The sequence below is a fragment of the Burkholderia sp. LFS061 genome (assembly GCF_047978125.1).
Classification (GTDB): Bacteria; Pseudomonadota; Gammaproteobacteria; order Burkholderiales; family Burkholderiaceae; genus Burkholderia; species Burkholderia pyrrocinia_C.
On record NZ_JBFPFS010000021.1, the window covers coordinates 92,532 to 114,986 of the forward strand.

Annotated in this window: 19 protein-coding genes and 2 pseudogenes; 10 read left to right on the forward strand and 11 right to left on the reverse strand. The window is 67.6% G+C overall.

All coding sequences use genetic code 11. From position 1 onward, the window contains the following. Positions 1 to 31: 31 nt before the first annotated feature. Positions 32 to 1,087, reverse strand: coding sequence for a phosphoribosylformylglycinamidine cyclo-ligase (purM, locus tag ACNQQL_RS19745; protein ID WP_347065174.1), 1,056 nt, complete (start codon positions 1,085 to 1,087; stop codon positions 32 to 34). A 241-nt stretch (positions 1,088 to 1,328) separates the two neighbouring features. Between purM and hda the strand changes: the two genes are divergently transcribed. From hda to panB, 6 genes are read left to right on the forward strand one after another with little or no spacing between them, the layout of a single operon-like run. Further along, positions 1,329 to 2,069 carry a DnaA regulatory inactivator Hda gene (hda, locus tag ACNQQL_RS19750; RefSeq protein WP_279388899.1) on the forward strand — a complete coding sequence of 247 codons (741 nt, stop codon included), beginning with the start codon at positions 1,329 to 1,331 and terminating at the stop codon, positions 2,067 to 2,069. Between the two features lie 11 nt (positions 2,070 to 2,080). Further along, positions 2,081 to 2,758 (forward strand): HAD family hydrolase, encoded by a 678-nt coding sequence (locus ACNQQL_RS19755; protein ID WP_347065175.1) that lies wholly within the window; start codon positions 2,081 to 2,083, stop codon positions 2,756 to 2,758. Positions 2,759 to 2,763: 5 nt separating this feature from the next. Beyond that, on the forward strand, positions 2,764 to 4,302 hold the full coding sequence (gene pcnB, locus ACNQQL_RS19760) for a polynucleotide adenylyltransferase PcnB (protein WP_347065176.1): 1,539 nt from the start codon (positions 2,764 to 2,766) through the stop codon (positions 4,300 to 4,302). A 35-nt stretch (positions 4,303 to 4,337) separates the two neighbouring features. Continuing rightward, complete coding sequence (folK, locus tag ACNQQL_RS19765) at positions 4,338 to 4,880, forward strand: 2-amino-4-hydroxy-6-hydroxymethyldihydropteridine diphosphokinase (protein ID WP_204425859.1); 543 nt, start codon at positions 4,338 to 4,340, stop codon at positions 4,878 to 4,880. After that, entirely contained in the window at positions 4,877 to 5,563 is a 687-nt protein-coding gene (locus tag ACNQQL_RS19770) for a deoxynucleoside kinase (RefSeq protein WP_072436264.1), read from the forward strand. Before folK ends, ACNQQL_RS19770 begins: the two co-directional genes overlap by 4 nt. A gap of 43 nt (positions 5,564 to 5,606) precedes the next feature. Then, positions 5,607 to 6,422, forward strand: a complete 816-nt coding sequence (panB, locus tag ACNQQL_RS19775) for a 3-methyl-2-oxobutanoate hydroxymethyltransferase (protein ID WP_072436265.1) — start codon at positions 5,607 to 5,609, stop codon at positions 6,420 to 6,422. A gap of 153 nt (positions 6,423 to 6,575) precedes the next feature. On the opposite strand, the gene ACNQQL_RS19780 is transcribed toward panB, so the two are convergent. Together ACNQQL_RS19780 and ACNQQL_RS19785 are read right to left on the reverse strand one after the other, a co-directional pair. Next, positions 6,576 to 8,480 (reverse strand): bifunctional anthranilate synthase component I family protein/class IV aminotransferase, encoded by a 1,905-nt coding sequence (locus ACNQQL_RS19780; RefSeq protein ID WP_347065177.1) that lies wholly within the window; start codon positions 8,478 to 8,480, stop codon positions 6,576 to 6,578. Positions 8,481 to 8,484: 4 nt separating this feature from the next. Then, positions 8,485 to 9,240: pseudogene (locus ACNQQL_RS19785) on the reverse strand (molecular chaperone DnaJ); the annotation flags it as partial. Here ACNQQL_RS19785 and ACNQQL_RS19790 point away from each other — a divergent pair. Then, complete coding sequence (locus ACNQQL_RS19790) at positions 9,239 to 9,847, forward strand: acyl-homoserine-lactone synthase (protein WP_131949441.1); 609 nt, start codon at positions 9,239 to 9,241, stop codon at positions 9,845 to 9,847. The pseudogene ACNQQL_RS19785 and the gene ACNQQL_RS19790 sit on opposite strands and share 2 nt — an antisense overlap. Here ACNQQL_RS19790 and ACNQQL_RS19795 read toward each other — a convergent pair. The 4 genes and pseudogenes from ACNQQL_RS19795 to grpE all read right to left on the reverse strand — a co-directional run. Continuing rightward, positions 9,835 to 10,230, reverse strand: a pseudogene (locus ACNQQL_RS19795) (DnaJ domain-containing protein); the annotation flags it as partial. The gene ACNQQL_RS19790 and the pseudogene ACNQQL_RS19795 sit on opposite strands and share 13 nt — an antisense overlap. 266 nt (positions 10,231 to 10,496) lie before the next feature. Further along, the gene (gene dnaK / locus ACNQQL_RS19800) at positions 10,497 to 12,449 is read right to left on the reverse strand and encodes a molecular chaperone DnaK (protein ID WP_072436268.1); all 1,953 of its coding nucleotides are present in this window, start codon (positions 12,447 to 12,449) and stop codon (positions 10,497 to 10,499) included. Positions 12,450 to 12,595: 146 nt separating this feature from the next. Then, the gene (locus ACNQQL_RS19805) at positions 12,596 to 13,036 is read right to left on the reverse strand and encodes a thioredoxin family protein (protein WP_347065178.1); all 441 of its coding nucleotides are present in this window, start codon (positions 13,034 to 13,036) and stop codon (positions 12,596 to 12,598) included. 10 nt (positions 13,037 to 13,046) lie between these two features. Further along, complete coding sequence (gene grpE, locus ACNQQL_RS19810; RefSeq protein ID WP_034182793.1) at positions 13,047 to 13,592, reverse strand: nucleotide exchange factor GrpE; 546 nt, start codon at positions 13,590 to 13,592, stop codon at positions 13,047 to 13,049. A 354-nt stretch (positions 13,593 to 13,946) separates the two neighbouring features. On the opposite strand from grpE, the gene ACNQQL_RS19815 reads away from it, so the two are divergent. After that, positions 13,947 to 14,108 (forward strand): hypothetical protein, encoded by a 162-nt coding sequence (locus tag ACNQQL_RS19815; RefSeq protein WP_175962470.1) that lies wholly within the window; start codon positions 13,947 to 13,949, stop codon positions 14,106 to 14,108. Here ACNQQL_RS19815 and ACNQQL_RS19820 read toward each other — a convergent pair. From ACNQQL_RS19820 to hrcA, 3 genes are all read right to left on the reverse strand, one after another. Then, a complete protein-coding gene (locus ACNQQL_RS19820) occupies positions 14,080 to 14,487 on the reverse strand; it encodes an RNA-binding S4 domain-containing protein (RefSeq protein WP_072436270.1) in 408 nt (135 codons plus the stop codon). The two genes, ACNQQL_RS19815 and ACNQQL_RS19820, sit on opposite strands and share 29 nt — an antisense overlap. 167 nt (positions 14,488 to 14,654) lie before the next feature. Beyond that, positions 14,655 to 15,719 (reverse strand): ferrochelatase, encoded by a 1,065-nt coding sequence (gene hemH, locus ACNQQL_RS19825; RefSeq protein WP_347065179.1) that lies wholly within the window; start codon positions 15,717 to 15,719, stop codon positions 14,655 to 14,657. A 135-nt stretch (positions 15,720 to 15,854) separates the two neighbouring features. Then, positions 15,855 to 16,877, reverse strand: a complete 1,023-nt coding sequence (gene hrcA, locus ACNQQL_RS19830; RefSeq protein ID WP_011544637.1) for a heat-inducible transcriptional repressor HrcA — start codon at positions 16,875 to 16,877, stop codon at positions 15,855 to 15,857. A gap of 131 nt (positions 16,878 to 17,008) precedes the next feature. On the opposite strand from hrcA, the gene ACNQQL_RS19835 reads away from it, so the two are divergent. Both ACNQQL_RS19835 and recN read left to right on the forward strand, forming a co-directional pair. Then, positions 17,009 to 17,914 carry an NAD kinase gene (locus tag ACNQQL_RS19835; protein ID WP_347065180.1) on the forward strand — a complete coding sequence of 302 codons (906 nt, stop codon included), beginning with the start codon at positions 17,009 to 17,011 and terminating at the stop codon, positions 17,912 to 17,914. A gap of 19 nt (positions 17,915 to 17,933) precedes the next feature. Continuing rightward, a complete protein-coding gene (gene recN, locus ACNQQL_RS19840) occupies positions 17,934 to 19,583 on the forward strand; it encodes a DNA repair protein RecN (RefSeq protein ID WP_034182789.1) in 1,650 nt (549 codons plus the stop codon). 112 nt (positions 19,584 to 19,695) lie between these two features. Here the strand turns inward: recN and glnE are convergent, their stop codons facing one another. Next, on the reverse strand, positions 19,696 to 22,455 hold the full coding sequence (gene glnE / locus ACNQQL_RS19845) for a bifunctional [glutamate--ammonia ligase]-adenylyl-L-tyrosine phosphorylase/[glutamate--ammonia-ligase] adenylyltransferase (RefSeq protein ID WP_347065181.1): 2,760 nt from the start codon (positions 22,453 to 22,455) through the stop codon (positions 19,696 to 19,698).

Genomic DNA, 22,455 nt, shown 5'->3' on the forward strand with positions numbered 1-22,455 from the left:
TTTCCCTGCTGCATCTGCTGCTGGCGGTGCGTCAGACCACGACCGTCTGCGCCTCGCCTTCGCGGGTCGCACGCACGGTGCCGATCTTCCACACCTGTTCGCCGGCGGCGCTCAGGTCGGCGATCGCCGCGTCGGCATCGGCCGCCGCGACGATCACGGCCATGCCGATCCCGCAGTTGAACACGCGGTGCATTTCCGCGTCGGCGACGCCGCCGTGCTCCTGCAGCCACTTGAACAGCGGCGGCAGCGGCCACGCGTTCTGGTCGAGCTCGGCGGTGAGGCCTTCGCGCAGCACGCGCGGAATGTTCTCGACGAGGCCGCCGCCCGTGATGTGCGCCATGCCCTTCACCGGCAGCTTCTGCATCAGCGCGAGCAGCGGCTTCACGTAGATGCGGGTCGGCGCCATCAGCGCGTCGGCGAGCGGGCGGCCATGGAAATCGGCCGACAGGTCGGGGTTCGCGCGCTCGATGATCTTGCGCACGAGCGAGAAGCCGTTCGAGTGGATGCCGCTCGATGCGAGGCCCAGCACCACGTCGCCTTCGGCGATCGTGCTGCCGTCGATGATCTTGCTCTTCTCGACCGCACCGACCGCGAAGCCGGCCAGGTCGTATTCGCCGTCCGGGTACATGCCCGGCATTTCGGCCGTTTCGCCGCCGATCAGCGCGCAGCCCGACAGTTCGCAGCCCTGCGCGATGCCCTTGACGACCGTTGCGGCCGTGTCGACGTCGAGCTTGCCGCACGCGAAGTAGTCGAGGAAGAACAGCGGCTCGGCGCCCTGCACGAGGATGTCGTTCACGCTCATCGCGACCAGATCCTGGCCGACGGTGTCGTGTTTGTTCAGATGAAACGCCAGCTTGAGCTTGGTGCCCACGCCGTCGGTGCCGGACACGAGCACGGGCTCGCGATACTTCTTCGGCACTTCGAACAGCGCGCCGAACCCGCCGATGCCGCCGAGCACGCCGTCGCGCAGGGTTTTCTTCGCAAAAGGCTTGATCTTGTCGATGAGCGCGTCGCCAGCGTCGATGTCGACGCCTGCGTCGCGATAGGACAGACCCTGAGCGTCGGGAGCGGATTTCGGAGGATTCATGGGGGAATGCGAGAAGGTCGGTAAAATGCGATTTTACCCGAAGCCGGCCCGTTGGCCGGAATTCCCAGCACCGAATCGTCAGGGATTGCATCTTGGTCGACACGTCCCCGTTTTCATCGCCCAGCGAGCCGCGCCGAAACCGGCGCGCCGCCGTGCGTGCGGTCGCGCGTGCAGCCTACGGAGCCGCGGTCCCCGGCGCGTGCCCGGCGTACGGCGCGCGTATTTTCAACCGACCCGCATTGTGACTGTGTCCCGTCAACTGACGCTCGATCTCGGCACGCCGCCGCCCGCCACGTTCGACAACTTCATCATGAGCGAGGAGAACGACGAGCTCGTCACGCGGCTGCAGAAGCTCGACCTCGCGCTCGCGGCGGGCCCCGTGCCGGACCGGTCGTTCTACATCTGGGGCGAGCCCGGCAGCGGCCGCAGCCACCTGCTGCAGGCGCTCGTGAGCGACGCGTCGTACGGCTATGCGCGCTACCTGACGCCGCAGAGCCCGCTCGGCGCGTTCACGTTCGACCCGCGCATCGGCATCTACGCGATCGACGACTGCGACCGGATGACCGACACGCAGCAGGTCGCGCTGTTCAACCTGTTCAACGAAGTCCGCGCGCATCCGTCGAGCGCGTTCGTCGCGGCGGGCCCCGCGGCGCCGCTCGCGCTCGACGTGCGCGAGGATCTGCGCACGCGCCTCGGCTGGGGGCTCGTGTTCCACCTGTCGCCGCCGTCCGACGCCGGCAAGATCGCCGTGCTCAAGCTCGCGGCGAAGGAGCGCGGGATCGCGCTCACCGACGACATCGCCGCCTACCTGCTGACCCATTTCCGCCGCGACATGCCGAGCCTGATGGCGCTGCTCGACGCGCTCGACCGCTTCTCGCTCGAGCAGAAACGCGCCGTCACGCTGCCGCTGCTGCGCCGCATGCTTGCGCGTCCCGGCGACGACATCACACCACCGGGCACGGGCCCGAACCGCTTCGAGTAAAATGCGCTTCCATGACTAATCTGGCACTCTTTGACCTCGATCACACGCTGATCCCGACCGATAGCGACCACGAATGGGGTCGCTTCATGGTGAAGCTCGGCATCGTCGACGCGGAAAGCTTCTCGCGTCAGAACGATCAGTTCTTCGCCGACTACAAGACCGGCAAGCTCGACATCCATGCGTACCTCACGGCGATGCTCACGCCGCTCGCGAAATATTCGCGCGCGCAGCTCGCCGAATGGCACGAGCAGTACATGCACGAGGTGATCCGGCCCGCGATGACGCCCGCCGCGCTCGAACTCGTGCGCAAGCATCTCGATGCGGGCGACCTGTGCTGCGTCGTGACGGCGACCAACGAATTCATCACGCGCCCGATCGCGACCGCGTTCGGCGTCGATACGCTGATCGCGTGCGAAGTCGAAACGACCGACGGGCATCCCGATTCGCCGTACACGGGCCGGCCGACCGGCACGCCGAGCTATCGCGAAGGCAAGATCGTGCGTACCGAAGCATGGCTCGCGTCGCTCGGCAAGCACTGGGACGACTTCGCGCACAGCTACTTCTACAGCGACTCGCACAACGACATCCCGCTGCTCGAGAAAGTCACCGACCCGATCGCGACCAACCCTGACGACACGCTGCGTGCGCATGCAAGCACCCGCGGCTGGCGTATCCTCGATTTATTCTGAACGTCGTGATCAAAAAATTCATCCGCAAGCTGCTCGGCCAGGACGAAGCCCAGCAAACGCCCCCCGAAGCGGCTCCGGCCGACGAAGCGGCCCCTGCTGCCCCGCGCCCCACGAAAAGCGCACGCGGCGGCGCGAAGAAACCGCGCAGCAACCATGAGCCGACCGTCGTGCCGGCCAGCGTCCACCAGATCGATCCGTCGCTGATCTCGAGGAATGCCGTGCGCGTGACCGATACGCTGCAGCAGGCAGGCTTTCGCGCGTTCATCGTCGGCGGCGCGGTTCGCGACCTGCTGCTCGGCATCGCGCCGAAGGACTTCGACGTCGCGACCGACGCGACGCCGACCGAGGTGCAGCGCCTGTTCCGCCGCGCGCGCCTGATCGGCCGCCGCTTCCAGATCGTCCACGTGCAGTTCGGCCAGGAACTGATCGAGGTATCGACGTTCCGCGCGCTGGTCGACGCGCCGCCCGAGGCTGCCCCGTCGGCCGAACCGCCGAGGCGCCTGAAGCGCGACGAACTCGATCGCCGCACGCACGCGGTCGACGCGAGCGGCCGCGTGCTGCGCGACAACGTGTGGGGCGAGCAGCACGAAGATGCCGCGCGCCGCGACTTCACGATCAACGCGATGTACTACGACCCGTCGACGCAGACGGTGCTCGACTACCACGACGGGATGGCCGACATGCGCGCCCGCCTGCTGCGGATGATCGGCGATCCGGCCACGCGTTTCCGCGAGGATCCGGTGCGGATGCTGCGCGTCGTGCGCTTCGCGGCGAAGCTCGGCTTCGAAATCGAGCCGCATACGCGCGAGCCGATCAACGCGCTGGCCGACCTGATCAACAACGTGCCGGCCGCGCGCCTGTTCGACGAAATGCTGAAGCTGCTGCTGTCGGGCCATGCGCTCGCGTGCCTGAAGCAGTTGCGCAAGGAAGGCCTGCACCACGGGCTGCTGCCGCTCCTCGACGTCGTGCTCGAACAGCCTCAGGGCGAGAAGTTCATCACGCTCGCACTGAACAACACCGACGCGCGCGTGCGCGCCGGCAAGCCGGTATCGCCCGGCTTCCTGTTCGCGACGCTGCTGTGGCACGACATGCGCCAGCGCTTCGAGCAATACACGGCCGAAGGCGAGATCCCGGTGCCGGCGCTCCATCGCGCGATGGACGACGTGATCGACATGCAGACCGAGAAACTCGCGATCCACAAGCGCTATTCGGCCGACATGCGCGAGATCTGGGGCCTGCAGTTGCGCCTCGAGAAACGCTCGGGCCGCAGCGCGATGCGGCTGCTGGAACACCAAAGGTTTAGAGCGGGGTATGATTTCCTCCTGTTACGCTGCGAATCCGGCGAGCTCGATGCGGATGTCGGACAGTGGTGGACGGATTTCATCGAAGGCGACGCGGCTGCCCGCGAGGCATTGCTCACGCAGGGCGGCTCGAAGGAAAAGTCGCCCCGCAAGCGGCGCCGCCGCGGCGGCGCGCGAAACCGCAAGCCGGGTGAAGGTGCCGCCGAGCAGGCACCGGACACCGCGGGCGGTTCCGACGACTGACGCACGCGCCGGCGAACGACGTAGGAAGTGATGCCATGACGGTTGCATATATCGGACTGGGGGCGAATCTCGGCGATGCGCGCCAGACCCTGAAGGACGCGGTGGTGTGCCTCGCACAGCAGCGCACCATCTCGATCCTCGGCAAATCGAGCCTGTATCGCACGGCGCCGTTCGAAGCGGGCGGCGACGACTACTACAACTGCGCCGTCAAGCTCGACACGACGCTGTCTGCCCGCGAGTTGCTCGCGCTCTGCCAGAAGATCGAACATCACTTCGGGCGCGAGCGCCCGTATCGCAACGCGCCGCGCACGCTCGACCTCGACATCCTGCTGTTCGGCGCCGACTCGATCGACGAACCCGACCTGATCGTCCCGCACCCGCGCCTCACCGACCGCGCATTCGCGCTCGTGCCGCTCGTCGAGATCGAGCCGGCACTCGACATCCCCGCGCGCGGCCGCGCCGATGCGTTCCTCGCCGCCGTCGCGGACCAGCGCGTCGAAAAGGTGCAGACCTGCCAGTGCCTGATGCAGAAGGCGCTCGCGGCCAGCGACGACACCGACAAGAACCGCTGCCGATGAACCCCACTCCGCTGACCGTCACCGCCCCCGACCTGCGCGCCCCGCACCGCTATCTCGTGATCGAAGGCCCGATCGGCGTCGGCAAGACGACGCTCGCGCGCCTGCTCGCCGAGCGCTGGTCGATGCAGACGCTGCTCGAACGCCCGCAGGACAATCCGTTCCTCGAACGCTTCTATCGCGACACCGCGCGCTACGCGCTGCCCGTGCAGCTGTCGTTCGCGCTGCAGCGCGCGCAGCAGGCGCGCGAACTGGTCGGCGCGCTGGAAACGGGCCGCCCCGTCGTCGCCGATTTCATGCCGCAGAAGAACGACATCTTCGCGCGGTTGAACCTGCCGGAAGACGAATGGCAGCTCTATCGGTCGATCGCGACGCACGTGGACGTGCCGCAGGCGCCGTCGCCCGACCTCGTCGTCTATCTGCAGGCGAGCCCCGAAGTGCTGTTCTCGCGCATCCAGAAGCGCGGGCTGCCGATGGAACTGCAGATCAGCGACACGTACCTGCGCTCGCTCGTCGACGCGTACAACGAATTTTTCTACCACTACGACCGCACGCCGGTGCTGACGGTCGCCGCGGAACACCTGAACCCGCTGGATTCCCCCGAAGATCTTGCGCTGCTGATCGAGCGCATCGAGACGATGCGCGGCCGCAAGGAATTCTTCGTCAAGGGCGAGACGACGCGCTGACGCGTCCCGCCTGTCGTTCTTCACCCATCGAACCGGATTTCCCATGACCTATCTCCAGGAATCGAGCCGGCCTGCCGTGACGGTACCCAAGCTGCAGGCAATGCGCGACGCCGGCGAGAAGATCGCGATGCTCACGTGCTACGACGCGAGCTTTGCCGCGCTGCTCGATCGCGCGGGCGCCGACGTGCTGCTGATCGGCGATTCGCTCGGCAACGTGCTGCAGGGCCATACGACCACGCTGCCCGTCACGCTCGACGACATCGCGTATCACACCGCCTGTGTCGCACGCGCACAGCCGCGCGCGCTGATCATGGCCGACCTGCCGTTCGGCACGTACGGCACGCCGTCCGAGGCGTTCGCGAGCGCCGTCAAGCTGATGCGCGCGGGCGCGCAAATGATCAAGCTCGAAGGCGGCGAATGGCTCGCCGATACGATCCGCTTCCTCGTCGAGCGCGCGGTGCCCGTGTGCGCGCACGTGGGCCTCACGCCGCAATCGGTGCACGCGTTCGGCGGCTTCAAGGTGCAGGGCAAGACCGAGGCTGGCGCTGCGCAACTGCTGCGCGACGCACGCGCGGTCGAAGCGGCCGGCGCGCAGGTCGTCCTGCTCGAGGCCGTGCCGACCCTCGTCGGGGCCGAGGTCACGCACATGCTGCGCGTTCCGACGATCGGCATCGGCGCGGGCGCGGACTGCTCGGGGCAGGTGCTCGTGCTGCACGACATGCTCGGGATCTTCCCCGGCAAGCGGCCGCGCTTCGTGAAGGATTTCATGCAGGGTCAGCCGAACATCCAGGCGGCCGTCGAAGCGTACGTGCGCGCGGTGAAGGACGGTTCGTTCCCCGGTCCGGAACATTCGTTCTGACGTGTACGGCCGGCGGCGCGTTCGCCGGCACCCGGATATGAAAAAGCGCGGCGCCCTTTGCGGGGCGCCGCGCTTTTTGTTTTGTTGGTACCGCTGAATCGGTGAAAAGCTTCGCGGCACCAGCGCGAGCGCCGTGCGCGATCCATCGCTTCGTTACTTCAATACCGCGTCGATCGCACCGCGCAGCGCGTTGGTCAGCAGCAGCGCCTGCGCGCGCGCAAGATCGTCGCAGGTCACGACACGCTCCGCCGCACCGAACGCACGGTCATCGAGCAGCACGCCGCGCATCACGCCCGGCAGCACGCCGGACGCCAGCGGCGGCGTCACCCACTGGCCGTCGAGCTTCACGAACAGGTTCGAGCGCCCGCCTTCCGTCACCTCACCGCGCTCGTTGACGAACAGCATGTCGAAACCGCCGAGCGCCTCCGCCGCCTGCCACGCGCGGTCGTATTCGGCACGGCGCGTCGTCTTGTGCAACAGCAGCGCATCGCTCGCGCGGGTCGGCGCGAAACCGTGCGCGGACGCCAGCAGCACGCCGACCGGCCCCGCCGGCAGCGGCTTGAGCGGTGCCGCGACGATCTCGACCGTGCCGTCCTTCGCGAGCGAAAGCTTCATCCGGTAAGGGCCGTCGCCGTCGAGCGCCGCGCAGCGCGCGTCGATCTCGCGGCGCAACGCATCGGCATCGAAGCGGAAGCCGAGCGCATTCGCGCTGCGCTGCAGCCGCGCGAGATGACGATCGAGATGCCGGATGCCGTCCGCACGCGTGGCGGCGGTCGTTTCGAACAACTGGAAGCCGGGATCGGCGTCCGTCAGGAATCGCGCTTTCAATTCGCACTCCGCATATTCGTCGGCCGCGACGCTGTCGAGCACGATGCCCGCGCCGACACCCATCGTGCCGCGGCGCCAGCCGGCGGTTGCCGTTGCCTGATCACGTGCTTCGGTATCGGTGACGGGCACATCCAGCGTCAGCGTTCGAATCGCGACCGACAGACAGAAATCGCCGCAACCGGTCGCGCGACTGCCGGGCGCATCGGAATCGGCGCCTTCCTTCGGCGCGTCGAGCCAGCCGATCGCACCCGTATAGAGCCCGCGCGGCGTCGACTCGATCGCGTCGATCAACTGCATCGTCATGTGCTTCGGCGCACCCGTGATCGATCCGCACGGAAACAATGCGCGCAGCATCTGCGCGAACGTCGTGCCGTCGCGCCAGCCGGCCTCGACCGTCGACGTCATCTGCCACACCGACGCATACGGCTCGACGGAGAACAGCGCCGACACGCGAACGGTACCGGTGCGCGCGATCCGCGACACGTCGTTGCGCAGCAGGTCGACGATCATCACGTTTTCCGCGCGGTTCTTCGGATCGCTCGCGAGGAACGCGGCAGCTGCCGCATCTTCGCGGGGATCGGCCGAACGCGGCGCGGTGCCCTTCATCGGCCGTGCGCGCAGCACGTCGCCGTGCTTCTCGACGAACAGTTCCGGCGAGCACGACACGACCCACGCGCCGTGAGGCAGCGCGATCAGCGCGCCATAACGCACGGGCTGACGCGCGCGCAGCCGCCGGTACAGCGCGAGCGGCGTGCCGAATACGTCGAAATTCAGCCGGTACGTGTAGTTGATCTGATACGAATCGCCCGCGCGCAGCGCGTCGTGCACCGCGGCGATCGCCGCGTCGAACGCGTCGCGCGACACGCTCTTCGTCACATGCGCGACGCCCGCGATCGACGGCGAGCCGCCGCCGTCCTGCTGCGCGAGCCACGCGTCGACTTCGTCGCACGACAGGTGCTCGCAGCGCGCATATAGCAAAAAGCGCAGCGGGGCATCGCCCGGCTGCGCTCGTTGCAGGTTGCGTCCGAATTCGTAGTCGCCGACGACCACCGCATGCAGCCCGTCGCGCAGGTCCTGCGCAACCGCCGCGTCGATTTCGTCGAGCCGCGCCGGATCCGTGCACACGCGTTCGTGCACGAATCCCGAATACAAACGACTCGACCGCGCGGACGCGGTCGAGTCGCAATCGTCCAAGAGCGCGAACGACGCGCTCTCGTTGCCTTCAGTCATGCCATTACTCGAAGAAGCTCTTCACACGGTCGAACCAGCTCTTGCTCTGCGGGCTGTGACGCGCGCCGCCCTCGGCCAGCGACTTCTCGAACTGCTTGAGCAGATCGCGCTGGTGGTCGGTCAGCTTCACGGGCGTCTCGACCTGCACGTGCACGTACAGATCACCCGCGATGCTCGAACGCAGCCCCTTGATGCCCTTGCCGCGCAGGCGGAACGTCTTGCCCGACTGCGTGCCTTCCGGTACCGGGAACGACGCACGGCCGGCCAGCGTCGGCACCTCGATCTCGCCGCCAAGCGCGGCGGTCGTGAACGGGATCGGCATCTGGCAGTGGAGATCGTCGCCGTCGCGCTCGAACACCGCGTGCGGCTTGATGTGGATCTCGACGTACAGATCTCCCGGCGGCCCGCCGTTGATGCCCGGCTCGCCGTTGCCGGCCGAGCGGATCCGCATCCCGTCGTCGATCCCGGCCGGGATCTTCACTTCGAGCGTCTTGGTTTCCTTCACCTTGCCCGACCCGTGGCAGTGCACGCACGGCTCGGGGATATAAGTGCCGGTGCCATGGCACTTCGGGCAGGTCTGCTGGATGCTGAAGAAGCCCTGCGACATGCGCACCGTGCCCTGGCCGTGACAGGTCGGGCAGGTTTCCGGCTTCGTGCCGGGCTTCGCGCCCGACCCGTGGCAGACCTCGCACGACACCCAGCTCGGCACGCGGATCTGCGTGTCGTAGCCGTGCGCAGCCTGCTCGAGCGTGATTTCCATGCGGACCTTCGTTCACGAAGAAGGGCGGTTACCACACGAACTTGCAGCGGATCTCGGGCGCTACCGGCGCCGCGTGTTCGTCGAACAACTCGGTTGGGAGCTCCCGTCGGCGAACGAAAGCTTCGAGCGCGACCAGTTCGATCGCGACGATACCGTGTACGTGTTCGCGCGAAATGCCGGCGGCGACGTGTGCGGATGTGCGCGCCTGCTGCCCACGACGCGCCCGTATCTGCTGCAGTCGCTGTTCGCCGACCTGATCGCCGCAGACATGCCGCTGCCGCAATCGGCGGCCGTCTGGGAGCTGTCCAGGTTCGCGGCGACCGACGACGAAGGCGGGTCGGGCAATGCCGAGTGGGCCGTGCGGCCGATGCTCGCGGCCGTGGTCGAATGCGCGGCGCAGCTCGGCGCGCGGCAGCTGATCGGCGTGACGTTCGCGAGCATGGAGCGGCTGTTCCGCCGGATCGGCATACACGCGCACCGCGCAGGCCCGCCGAAGCAGGTGGACGGACGTCTGGTGGTCGCATGCTGGATCGATATTGATCCGCAAACGTTTGCGGCATTAGGAATCAAGCCGGGGCAGGCAGCCCGGCAAGCCATCGCCGCCTGAATGCTGTAGCGCAGGTCGGCGCCGCGGTACACCTGCGGGCCGCCGCGGCCGCCGCGCGCGGCGCCGCCCGCGGCCTGGCCGAAGATATCGCCGAAGATGTCGCCGAATGCATCCGCAAAGCCGCCGAAGCCCTGTGCGCCCGCACCGCCCATGTTCGGATCGACGCCCGCGTGGCCGTACTGGTCGTACGCGGCCCGCTTCTGGCTGTCCGACAGCATTTCATAGGCTTCCTTCGCCTCCTTGAAATGCTCTTCCGCATCCTTGTTGTCCGGATTGCGGTCAGGGTGATGCTTCATCGCAAGCTTGCGATACGCCTTCTTGATTTCGTCGTCGCTCGCATTCTTCGCGACGCCCAGAACCTCGTAGTAATCCCGTTTCGCCATATCGATTCACTGTGCCGCCACGCATCGCGCACGCGGCGGCTCCTTTCGCCCGCAGTAAAGTCTCTCGACTCGTCTGGCGCTGCGCCCGTCCGCGGACGGCTCGCGCAGCACCCGCCAAAAAACAAATGTGCCCGGAGGGCCGCGAAGCCCGCCAGGCGTGGAGTCGATCCGGCCATCCGGAAGGAAAGACAGACCGCTTTTCAGCCGCTTGTCAGCCGCGCCGCGCGCGTTCGAGCGCGCGGCGTGCGGTGCCGTTGCAACCCGGCTTAGTCCTTCTTCACTTCCTTGAACTCGGCGTCGACGACGTCGTCGGCAGCCTGCTGCGCGCCACCCGCGTGGGCCGCGCCTTCCGCTGCACCCGCCGCGCCGGCGGCACCCGCCTGCTGGGCCTGCATGTCGGCGTACATCTTCTCGCCGAGCTTCTGCGAAACCTTGCCGAGCTCCTCGACCTTCGCGTCGATCGCCGCCTTGTCGGCCGACGTGTCCTTCAGCACTTCCTCGAGCGACTTCAGCGACGCTTCGATCGCTTCCTTCTCGCCCGCGTCCAGCTTGTCGCCGTACTCGGCGAGCGCCTTCTTCGTGCTGTGGACCAGCGCGTCGCCCTGGTTGCGCGAATCGGCCAGCTCGCGCAGCTTGTGGTCTTCCGCTGCGTTCGCTTCCGCGTCCTTGATCATCTGGTCGATTTCAGCCTCGGACAGACCCGAGTTGGCCTTGATCGTGATCTTGTTTTCCTTGCCGGTCGCCTTGTCCTTCGCGCCGACGTGCAGGATGCCGTTCGCGTCGATGTCGAAGGTCACTTCGATCTGCGGCACGCCGCGCGGTGCCGGCGGGATGCCTTCGAGGTTGAACTCGCCGAGCAGCTTGTTGCCCGCCGCCATTTCGCGTTCGCCCTGGAACACCTTGATCGTCACGGCGCCCTGGTTGTCGTCCGCCGTCGAATACACTTGCGCGTGCTTCGTCGGGATCGTCGTGTTCTTGCTGATCATCTTCGTCATCACGCCGCCGAGCGTCTCGATGCCGAGCGACAGCGGGGTCACGTCGAGCAGCAGCACGTCCTTGCGGTCGCCCGACAGGACCTGGCCCTGGATCGCCGCGCCAACCGCGACGGCTTCGTCCGGGTTCACGTCACGGCGCGGATCCTTGCCGAAGAACTCCTTCACCTTCTCCAGGACCTTCGGCATGCGGGTCTGGCCGCCGACCAGGATCACGTCGTCGATGTCCGACACCTTGACGCCCGCGTCCTTGATCGCGATGCGGCACGGCTCGATCGTGCGCTCGACCAGATCCTCGACCAGCGCTTCCAGCTTCGCGCGGGTGATCTTCAGGTTCAAGTGCTTCGGGCCCGACGCGTCCGCCGTGATGTACGGCAGGTTGATTTCGGTCTGCTGGCTCGACGACAGCTCGATCTTCGCCTTTTCGGCGGCTTCCTTCAGGCGTTGCAGCGCGAGCACGTCCTTCGACAGGTCGACGCCCTGCTCCTTCTTGAACTCGCCGATGATGTAATCGATGATGCGCTGGTCGAAGTCCTCGCCGCCGAGGAACGTGTCGCCGTTGGTCGACAGCACTTCGAACTGCATTTCGCCGTCGACGTCCGCGATCTCGATGATCGACACGTCGAACGTGCCGCCGCCGAGGTCATACACGGCGATCTTGCGGTCGCCCTTCTCGGCCTTGTCGAGACCGAACGCGAGCGCGGCTGCCGTCGGCTCGTTGATGATCCGCTTGACTTCGAGGCCCGCGATGCGACCGGCATCCTTGGTCGCCTGGCGCTGGCTGTCGTTGAAGTAAGCCGGTACCGTGATCACGGCTTCCGTGACCGGCTCGCCGAGGTAGTCTTCGGCCGTCTTCTTCATCTTGCGCAGCACTTCCGCCGAAACCTGCGGCGGCGCGAGCTTTTCGCCATGTGCCTCGACCCATGCATCGCCGTTGTCGGCCTTGATGATGGTGTACGGCATCAGGCCGATGTCCTTCTGGACTTCCTTCTCTTCGAAGCGGCGGCCGATCAGGCGCTTCACCGCGAACAGCGTGTTCTTCGGGTTGGTCACCGACTGACGCTTGGCCGGCGCGCCGACGAGCACTTCGTTGTCGTCCATGTACGCGATGATCGACGGCGTGGTGCGCGTGCCTTCCGAGTTCTCGATGACCTTGACCTGGTTGCCTTCCATGATGGCGACGCACGAGTTCGTGGTGCCGAGGTCAATACCGATGATCTTTCCCATTTTCCTAATCTCCAGAAATGCCTGTTTGCTGCGCGAAACCCTGCCTTTTTTGGCAGTTTCGCGCGCCAGAATTCAACTCTGTTTCCGAAATGCGTCCGTCCGGTCCGTTTTCAAGACCCGACAGGCGATGCGGATATTAAATTTTTTCAATCGCCGCCGGCTACCGGATCGCCGGCCGCCGGATCGCCGGCCGCCGATTCGTGGCTCGCCGCCGCGATCTTCGCGCGCGCCGCCGAAACGGCCGCCTGGAACTGCGCGATGCCATGCCAGCCCGTCGCGCGGCCGAGACGCTTGCCGCGGTGGAAGAAGAACCACGTCGGCACGCCGTGCAGCCCGAAGCGGCGCCCGAGCTGATGGTGTTCGTAAACGTTGCAATGGAACCACTTCAGGTCCAGCGCACGAATTGCATCGGGCTGGGCGAGCATTGCCTTCTTCGCGATCTCGCAGTTGAAGCAGTCGACGCCCCAGAAGAACACCACCGCCAGCGCGTCGCCCGCGCCTTCGATCCCCGCGTCGAACGTGTCCGCGGCCAGCGCCTGCATGTCGAACGCGTCGAACGCGGCCGGATCGACGCCGGCGGGAACCATCGCTGCAGCCTTACTTCGGCTGCGCGACGGTGACGAGCGCCGGACGCAGCACGCGGTCGGCGATCGTATAGCCCTTTTGCAGCACCGTGACGACGGTGTTCGGCTCCTGCTCGGCCGGCACCATCGAAATCGCCTGGTGCTGGTGCGGATCGAACTTCTCGCCGACCGGGTTGATCGCGACGACGCGGCCCTTCTCGAGCGCGCTCGTCAGCTGGCGCAGCGTCAGTTCGACGCCTTCGCGCACCTTCGCGATGTCGCCGGACGTGTCGCTGACGGCCGCTTCCAGGCTGTCCAGCACCGGCAGCAGGTGTTCCGCGAAGCTCTCGATCGCGAACTTGTGCGCCTTCGAGACGTCGTCCTGCGCGCGGCGGCGCACGTTCTCGGTCTCGGCCTTCGCCCGCAGGAAGCTCTCCTGCAGCTCGGCGACCTTGGCTTGAGCCTCCGCGAGCGCCGCGTCGGCTGCTTCGGCGGCGGGAGCGGCGCCTTGCGCCGCCTGCTTCTCGCTGCCGATGTCTTCGGCCGATTGGGTAGACGGGTTCTCTTGCGTGTTTTCCATGTCGCTGAAAGTCGATTAGAGGTTGAAGCCAAATCGGCAACCGCCGGATCGTATACCCGGCGGCACCGCACATCGTTGGTGCAAATAAGGGCGAAAACTGCGATTTCAAGACGGTTATTCGCCGGCATTCTCCAATACCGCGAAACAACCGCTCGCTCCGCCGGTGCAGGCCTCGCATAGTCCGCCAGATCGGGCGAAACGGCCTGTAACAACGCTTACGTGGCAAGTACTAGCTTGGCACAGGCCCGCTGCACTACACTCCACTCAAGCGTCGGAAAAGCGTGTTTACCCTAGCTGACCGTCGCCTTACATCCACCTGGCGCCGTGTTTACCCTTCTTTCGAGGGGGAGTACCGTGAAACTGACCTTTGCGATATCGTTGGTCGCGCTGGTACTCATTGCCGGCACCACCACCATCTGCCTGTCGGGAGCCGTTACCGACCGCACGACCGAATACGGAAGCGCGCGGGCGACCTTCGACCAGATGTTCAGCTCCCACCAGAAAATCTGTCGATGATGCGCCGGTCGCGCTTCGTCGGCCGGCCGTGCAGTTGGGCCGCCGGCTCGCGATACGTGCGCCGCCGCTCCAGTTCGGCGAGCCGCGCGGCCCGCCCCGCTTCCGTTTCCTCGTAAAGCGTCTGTGCGACGCTCGCCGGTCCGCGCACGTCGCACACGCCCAGCACGGCAATGTGCCAGACGATGCCGTCGATCGCAATCTCGACCTCGTCGCCGACGCGCACCTCCTTCGCCGGCTTGACTGCCGCGCCGCCGATCTTCACGTGCCCCTTGTCGACTGCATCGGTCGCGAGCGAGCGCGTCTTGAAGAACCGGGCCGCCCACAGCCATTTGTCGATGCGCAGCTTCGCGCCCGGTTCCGTGGAAATCTTGTAGTTCATGTCAGCCTCCGCCAGGCCGCCCCAAGGAGGCTGGCCACCCCCTCGGGGGGCAGCGAACAAAGAGAGCGTGGGGGTCGTTTCATGTCGGCCTCCGCCGAGCCGCCCCAAGGAGGCCGACCGCCTCCCCGGGGCGCAGCGAATGAAGTGAGCGTGCGATTCGTTCCATGTCAGCTCACCGTTTCGGGCTGCGCGGCCCTGACGGGCCAGCCCTGCAGGTTCTCGGCGACGATCTCGCCGATCGCGCCGAGCCATGCGGGCGCGCCGTTCAGGCATGGAATGCGGTGGAACGCCTTGCCGCCGCCGGCGAGGAATTCGTCGCGCACTTCCATGCCGATCTCCTCGATCGTCTCCAGGCAATCGGCCGTGAAGCCGGGGCAGAACACGTCGGCCCGCCGCACGCCGGCCTCGCCGAACCCGCGCAGCGTCGGCGCCGTATAAGGCTGCAGCCATTCGGCCTTGCCGAAGCGCGACTGGAAGGTGACGCGGCATTCGGTCGTCGACAGCCCGAGCGCGGCCATCAGCAGCGCGCCCGTCTGCTGGCACTGGTCGTGATAGGGGTCGCCGAGGTCGAGCGTGCGCTTCGGCACGCCGTGAAAGCTCAGCACGAGCTTGTCGCCGGCCGCGAAGTCGGGCCGGCCGTGCTGCGCCCAGTACTGGCGCACCTGCTCGGCGAGCGCGTGGATATAGGCCGGGTGGTCGGCGTAGTGCCGCACCGTGCGCACCTCCGGCTGGTTGCGCATGCGCGCCAGCGCGTCGAATGCGGCATCGAATGCGGTGGCCGTGGTCGACGCCGAGTATTGCGGATACATCGGCATCAGCAGCACGCGCTCGACGCCCGAGCGCTTGAACTGCGCGAGCGCGTGCGCAATGTTCGGGCTGCCGTAGCGCATCGCGTAGTCGACCAGCACGTGATAGCCGTTCGACACGAGCAGATGCCGCACGCCGTCGGTCTGGCGCTCGGTGTGCACGCGCAGCGGCGAGCCCTCGGGCATCCATACGGCCGCGTATTTCTTCGCGGACGCGCGGCCGCGCAACGGCAGGATCAGCGTGCGCAGCAGCACCTGCCAGACGGCCTGCGGGATTTCGACGACCCGCGGATCCGACAGGAATTCGGCCAGATAGCGCCGCACCGCGCGCGGCGTGGGGGCGTCGGGCGTGCCGAGATTGATCAGCAGCACGCCGATACGATGGGCGGCCGCGATGCTCGAAGGCGGCTCAAGATCGAAACGCATGGGCAAGAACGTGCTCGGGGCACGGGACCGGACGGCTCTCAATTATAGCGGGCCGCCCCGTGCCGTTCGGCCGACTGTCGGCGCAGGCGGCGCCGCGGCACGATGACGGGGCGGGATCGGGCTGGCGATTGCCGGCTACTGCTGACTCAGCGTGAGCGACAGCAGGCGCGCGGTGATGTCGACGATCGGTATCACGCGGTTGTACGCCATGCGGGTCGGGCCGATCACGCCGAGCGTGCCGACGATCTGCCCATTCACCTCGTAAGGCGCGGTGACGACGCTCATTTCCTCGATCGGCACGAGCGTCGATTCGCCGCCGATGAAGATCTGCACGCCCTGGGCGTGGCTCGACACGTCGAGCAGTTGCAGGAGGCCCGTCTTTTGGTCGAACACGTCGAACAGCTTGCGCAGCCGCGCCATGTCGGAGGAAAGATCCGCCACCTCGAGCAGGTTGCGCTCGCCGGAAATCAGCACGGTGTCCTCGGTGTCGGGTACCTCGGTGCTGGCCGTCACGGCCGCGTGCATCAGCGTGGTCATGTCGCCGCGCAACTGGTCGATCTCGTCGCGCAGGCGGCGGCGCACCTCGTCGAACGACAGGCCGGCGAAATGCGCGTTGATGTAGTTGGACGCCTCGGTCAGCTGCGACGGCGAATAGTCGCGCGGCGTCGCGAGCATCCGGTTCTGCACGTCGCCCTCGGGCGTGACGATGATCAGCAGGATGCGCTTGTCCGACAGGCGCATGAACTCGATCTGCTTGAACACGTGGCTACGGCGCGGCGTCAGCACGACGCCCGCGAACTGCGACAGGTTCGACAGCACGCTCGCGGCGGCAGCCACCACCCGCTGCTGCGGCTCGCCGGCCTGCAGCGTGTTCTGCACCTGCCGCGCGACGGCCTCGGCATCGATCGGCGCCTCGACCGTCAGCATCGTGTCGACGAACAGCCGGTAGCCGCGCGGCGTCGGCACGCGGCCGGCCGACGTGTGCGGGCTCGACACGAGGCCGAGTTCCTCCAGGTCGGACATCACGTTGCGGATCGTCGCCGGGCTCAGCTCGAGCCCGGAATAACGGGACAACGTGCGCGATCCGACTGGCTGACCGTCGGCGATATACCGTTCGATCAGGGTTTTCAGGAGGGTTCGTGCGCGAGGATCTAGCATGGTGGAAAATTTTAGCGCAACCACGCGACCGCGGCGAGTGGCGTCGGCCACCGTTGCGCGGGCCAGCCCGATCCGGCCCCGTCCGCGCACATCCGGTTCTTTTCGTCAACGAGCTATGGTGTAATGCCGGCATGAAAACCGGTAATCAGTTCAACACCGTCGCGCTCGTCGGCCGGAGCAACACGCCCGGCATCGCCGAGCCGCTCGCCACCCTGGCTGCCAGCCTGGCGAAGCTGGGCTTCGAGGTCGTCTTCGAAGGCGATACCGCGCGCGAGTTCGGCATCGCCGGCTATCCGGCGCTCACCCCGGCCGAAATCGGGGCGCGTGCGGACGTGGCGGTCGTGCTGGGCGGCGACGGCACGATGCTCGGCATCGGCCGCCAGCTCGCGCCGTATCGGACACCGCTGATCGGGATCAACCACGGGCGGCTCGGCTTCATCACGGACATCGCGGCGGCCGACATGCACGCGCTCGTCCCCGTGATGCTGGCGGGCAAGTTCGAGCGCGAGGAGCGCTCGCTGCTCGAGGCCAGGATCGTGCGCAACGGCGAACCGATCTACCACGCGCTCGCGTTCAACGACGTCGTCGTGAACCGCAGCGGCTTCTCCGGGATGGTCGAGCTGCGCGCGTCGGTCGACGGCCGGTACATGTACAACCAGCGTTCGGACGGCCTGATCGTCGCCACGCCGACGGGCTCGACCGCGTACGCGCTGTCGTCGGCCGGCCCGATCCTCCATCCGCAGCTTCAGGGCATCGTGCTCGTGCCGATCGCGCCGCACGCGCTGTCGAACCGGCCGATCGTGCTGCCCGACGATTCGAAGATCGCGATCCAGATCGTCGGCGGGCGCGACGTCAACGTGAACTTCGACATGCAGTCGTTCACCTCGCTCGAACTGAACGACACGATCGAGGTGCGCCGCTCGAAGCACACGGTGCCGTTCCTGCACCCGATCGGCTACAGCTACTACGCGACGCTGCGCAAGAAGCTGCACTGGAACGAACACGCGTCGAACGAAGACGACGACACGGCGTCCTGACGCCCCACCGCCCGACACCATGCTCCGCCACCTCTCGATCCGCGACTTCGTCATCGTGGCCGCGCTCGATCTCGAATTCGACAGCGGCTTTTCCGTCTTTTCCGGCGAAACCGGCGCCGGGAAATCGATCCTGATCGACGCCCTCGCCCTCGCGCTCGGCGAACGTGCCGACGCGAGCGTCGTGCGCACCGGCTGCGGCCGCGCCGACATCACGGCCGAATTCACGCCGCACGATCGTGTCGCGCGCTGGCTCGACGAACACGCGTTCGACGCCGAGGACACCGTGATGCTGCGCCGCGTGATCGACGCGAACGGCCGGTCGCGCGCGTTCATCAACGGCACCAGCGCGACGCTCGCGCAACTGCGCGAACTCGGCGAGATGCTCGTCGACATCCACGGCCAGCACGCGCACCAACTGCTGATGCGGCCCGATGCGCAGCGCGAACTGTTCGACACGCACGCGGGGCTCGTCGCCGATGCCGCGAACGTCGCGCGCGCGTGGCGCGTCTGGCGCGACGCGACGCAGGCGATCGACGCCGCGAAGGCGCACGAGCGCGAGCTGCAGCTCGAACGCGAAAAGCTCGCGTGGCAGCTCGCGGAGCTCGACAAGCTCGCGCCGCAAGCCGGCGAATGGGACGAAGTCAGCAACGAGCACAAGCGCCTGTCGCATTCGGCGAACCTGATCGAAGGCGTGCGCGGCGCGCTCAACGCGCTGTCCGAGTCCGACGACGCGATGCTCGCGCAGCTCGGCGCGATCGTGTCGAAGCTGCGCAGCCTCGCCGACTACGACACCGCGCTCGGCGACGCACTCGCGTCGCTCGAACCGGCCGAAATCCAGCTGCAGGAAGCCGTCTATTCGCTGTCGCACTATGCGCAGCGCGTCGATCTCGATCCCGAGCGGCTCGCGCAGGTGGAAACGCGTCTCGATGCGCTGCACTCGACCGCCCGCAAGTTCCGGCTGCCGCCCGACACGCTGCACGAAGAACATGCGGCTCGCCGCGCGCAGCTCGCCGCGCTCGACGCGGCCGCCGATCTCGGCGCGCTCGAGGCGGTGCAGGCCAAGGCGCGGGAAGCCTATCTCGCCGACGCGAAACACCTGTCGAAGGCGCGCGCGCAGGCCGCCAAGGCACTTGGCACGGCCGTCACGGCCGGCATGCAGGAACTGTCGATGGCGGGCGGGAGTTTCGAAGTCGCGCTCGTGCCGCTCGCCGACGGCGGCCCGCACGGGCTCGAGCAGGTCGAGTTCCGGGTCGCCGGGCACGCCGGCGTGCCGCTGCGGCCGCTCGCGAAGGTCGCGTCGGGCGGCGAGCTCGCGCGGATCAGCCTCGCGCTCGCCGTGATCGCGAGCGCGGCGAGCCCGACGCCGACGCTGATCTTCGACGAAGTCGATACGGGGATCGGCGGCGGCGTCGCCGAAGTGGTCGGCCGCCTGCTGCATCAGCTCGGGCGCGACCGCCAGGTGCTGTGCGTGACGCACCTGCCGCAGGTCGCCGCGCGCGGCGACCACCACTTCCAGGTCGCGAAAGGCGCCGACGACCGCGGCGGTACCGTGTCGACGGTCGTCGCGCTCGATCGCGCCAACCGGATCGAGGAAGTCGCGCGGATGCTCGGCGGGCTCGAGATCACGGCGACGACGCGCAAGCACGCGAAGGAAATGCTGGCGGCCTGACGCGGCCGTCGGGCTGTCCCACTGTCCCGTCCACGCCGAACGGGCTCGCACCGTTCCGCTTTCGCGGCAAAACGCCTGCGGACGAAGCGCCCGCAACCCGCCCCGCCTTCGTTCAAACGCCCGTTTCGACCGCCCCGAACACCCGCGTCCACAGCGCCGTCACGGCCGCCCGCTCGTCGGCCACCACGGCCGGATCGACGCGCGCCTTCTCCATCCCGTCGAGTCGGAGCTTGTGCTGCAGCTTCCGGTACTTGCGGTAGGCCGCGCCGACGCGTTCGGCCTCGTCCTCGCCCATCAGCCCGAAGCGCGCGACCTCGCGCAACAGCGCGATGTTGCCCGTGTTGCGGATCAGCTCGGCGTCGCTCGACGCGTGCAGCAGCACCCAGTACTGGACGATGAACTCGATGTCGACCATCCCGCCGCGATCGTGCTTCAGGTCGAACAACTCGGTCTGGTTCGGGTGGCCGGCAAACACCTTGCCGCGCATGTCGACGATCTCCTTCGCCAGCACGCCGCCGTCGCGCGGCGTCGTCAGCACCTGCTGGCGGATCGCCTCGAAGTCCGCGCCGATCTGCGCGTCGCCCGCGCTGTAGCGGGCGCGCGTCAGCGCCTGGTGCTCCCATACCCACGCGGTATTCGCGGCGTCGCCCTCGCGCAGCTGGTAGCGGCGGAACGCGTCGAGATCGGTGACGAGCAGCCCGGCCTCGCCGTTCGGCCGCAGCCGCAGGTCGATGTCGAACAGCGCACCTGCGCCGGTCGCCGTCGTGAGCCACGTGATGAGCCGCCGCGTGAAGGTCGTGTAGACGTCCGCCGAGCGCTCGTCGGGGTCGTCGTACAGGAAGATCAGGTCGAGATCCGATGCGTAGCCGAGCTCCTTGCCGCCCAGCTTGCCGTACGCGATCACCGCGAATTTCGGCACGTCGCGATGGCGCTTCGCGAGCTGCGACCAGACGACTTCGATCGTCACGTCGAGCACCGCGTCGGCCAGCTCGGACAGCCGGTCGCTCACATGCTCGACCGACAGCTGCCCGGCAAGATCGATCAGCAGGATCCGGAACACCTCCGCATGCTGCGCGTGCCGCAGCAGGTCCATCTGTTGCTCGGGGCCGTCGGCCGCCGCGAGGCGCGCGCGCAGTGCGTCCTTGAACGCGGGCCAGTCGAACGGGCTCGCGATCGCCTCGTCGTCGAGCAGTTCGTCGAGCAGTTGCGGGTGGCGGATCAGGTAACCGCCGCCCCAGCGCGTCGCGCCGAGCACCGACAGCACGCGGTCGAGCGCGGCCGGATATTCGGTCAGCAGCGCGAGATAGACGCCCCGCCGGCTGACCGTCTCGAGCAGGTCGAACAGGCGCACGATCGTGTCGTCGCGGCGCGCGGCGTCGATCCTCGGCGCCGCCTCCAGCGCGCGTTGGGCGACGCGGTCGAAGCGGTGCCGGCTCTTTTCCGGCAGGCCCGTGTAGCGCGACGATTGCCAGACCGCGCGCAGCCGCGCGAGCACCGCCGCCGGATCGGCAAAGCCGAGGCCGTCGAGGCGGGCCGCGAGCGCGTCGTCCTCGCCGTCGTCGGCGAGCGCGCCGCTCCAGATCCACGCGGCGGCCGTCTCTTCGCCTGCGCCGCAGGGCGCGCCGTTCACCTTGTCGGCGAAGATCTGGTCGAACTGCGCCTCGACGAAGTTCCGGTACTCGTCCAGCACCGTCATCAGCGCCGCATAGTCGGCAAAACCGAGCGACGCGGCCAATGCCGCGCGTTCGTCGGGCTCGACCGGCATCGCGTGCGTCTGCGCGTCGTTGCGGTACTGCAGCCGGTGCTCGAGCGTACGCAGGAATTGGTAAGCGTCGGTCAGGCGTGCGCACACGTCCTCGCCGATCAGCCCGCGCGCCTGCGCATGGCGCAGCACCGCGAGCGTCGGCCGCACGCGGAACTCCGCATCCTGGCCGCCGCGGATCAGCTGGAACACCTGCGCGCTGAACTCGATCTCGCGAATCCCGCCGCGGCCGAGCTTGATGTCGTCGGCCTTGTCGGGGCGCATCGACGCACGGCGCGCGGCTTCCTGCCGAATCTGCTGGTGCAGCGAACGGATCGCGCCGATCACGCCGAAATCGAGATAGCGGCGGTACACGAACGGCTTGACGATCGACTCGAGCTGCGACTCCAGCCGCCGCGCCGCATCGCTGTCCCCTTCCGACACGAGCCGCCCCTTGATCCACGCATAGCGCTCCCACTCGCGCCCCTGCACGTAGAAATATTCCTCGAGCATCCCGATGCTGCACACGAGCGGCCCCGAATCGCCGTTCGGGCGCAGCCGCATGTCGACGCGAAACACGTAGCCGTCGGCGGTGACCTCGGACAGCACGCCGATCAGGCGCCGGCCGAGCCGCGTGAAGTATTCCTGCGTGGACAGCGGCGCGCGCGCGCCGCCGGTCGTCTCGCCGTCGTCCTCGTACACGAAGATCAGGTCGATGTCCGACGACACGTTCAGCTCGCGGCCGCCGAGCTTGCCCATCCCGACCACGCCGAGCACGACGCGCTGGCCGTCGGCGCCGCGCGGCTCGCCGTACTGCGCCTCGAGTTCGGCCGACAGCAGCGCCAGCGAGCGCTGCACGGCCACTTCGGCGAGATCGGTCATCGCGCCCGTCACCTCGGCGACGTCCGCGAGCCCGCGCAGGTCGCGCTCCGCGACCGCGCCGAACGCCTCCGCGCGCAGTTGCCGCAGCGCGCGCTTCAGTTGCTCCTCGGACGGCGCGGCCGCGCCGTCCGGCATCGCGAGCAGTTCGGTGAGGCGCGCATCGAGCTGCGCGCGGGCGAGCGGCGCGGCGGCCGTTTCGCCCAGAAACAGCGCGACGTAGCGCACGTTCGCCTGCACCCAGTCGTACAG

Bases quoted from the DNA above. Each gene is read 5' to 3' on its own strand.
- purM (WP_347065174.1), bottom strand. From the start codon at position 1,087: ATGAATCCTCCGAAATCCGCTCCCGACGCTCAGGGTCTGTCCTATCGC.
- ACNQQL_RS19755 (WP_347065175.1), top strand. From the start codon at position 2,081: ATGACTAATCTGGCACTCTTTGACCTCGATCACACGCTGATCCCGACC.
- folK (WP_204425859.1), top strand. From the start codon at position 4,338: ATGACGGTTGCATATATCGGACTGGGGGCGAATCTCGGCGATGCGCGC.
- ACNQQL_RS19770 (WP_072436264.1), top strand. From the start codon at position 4,877: ATGAACCCCACTCCGCTGACCGTCACCGCCCCCGACCTGCGCGCCCCG.
- panB (WP_072436265.1), top strand. From the start codon at position 5,607: ATGACCTATCTCCAGGAATCGAGCCGGCCTGCCGTGACGGTACCCAAG.
- ACNQQL_RS19780 (WP_347065177.1), bottom strand. From the start codon at position 8,480: ATGACTGAAGGCAACGAGAGCGCGTCGTTCGCGCTCTTGGACGATTGC.
- ACNQQL_RS19790 (WP_131949441.1), top strand. From the start codon at position 9,239: ATGCGGACCTTCGTTCACGAAGAAGGGCGGTTACCACACGAACTTGCA.
- dnaK (WP_072436268.1), bottom strand. From the start codon at position 12,449: ATGGGAAAGATCATCGGTATTGACCTCGGCACCACGAACTCGTGCGTC.
- ACNQQL_RS19805 (WP_347065178.1), bottom strand. From the start codon at position 13,036: ATGGTTCCCGCCGGCGTCGATCCGGCCGCGTTCGACGCGTTCGACATG.
- grpE (WP_034182793.1), bottom strand. From the start codon at position 13,592: ATGGAAAACACGCAAGAGAACCCGTCTACCCAATCGGCCGAAGACATC.
- ACNQQL_RS19820 (WP_072436270.1), bottom strand. From the start codon at position 14,487: ATGAACTACAAGATTTCCACGGAACCGGGCGCGAAGCTGCGCATCGAC.
- hemH (WP_347065179.1), bottom strand. From the start codon at position 15,719: ATGCGTTTCGATCTTGAGCCGCCTTCGAGCATCGCGGCCGCCCATCGT.
- hrcA (WP_011544637.1), bottom strand. From the start codon at position 16,877: ATGCTAGATCCTCGCGCACGAACCCTCCTGAAAACCCTGATCGAACGG.
- ACNQQL_RS19835 (WP_347065180.1), top strand. From the start codon at position 17,009: ATGAAAACCGGTAATCAGTTCAACACCGTCGCGCTCGTCGGCCGGAGC.
- recN (WP_034182789.1), top strand. From the start codon at position 17,934: ATGCTCCGCCACCTCTCGATCCGCGACTTCGTCATCGTGGCCGCGCTC.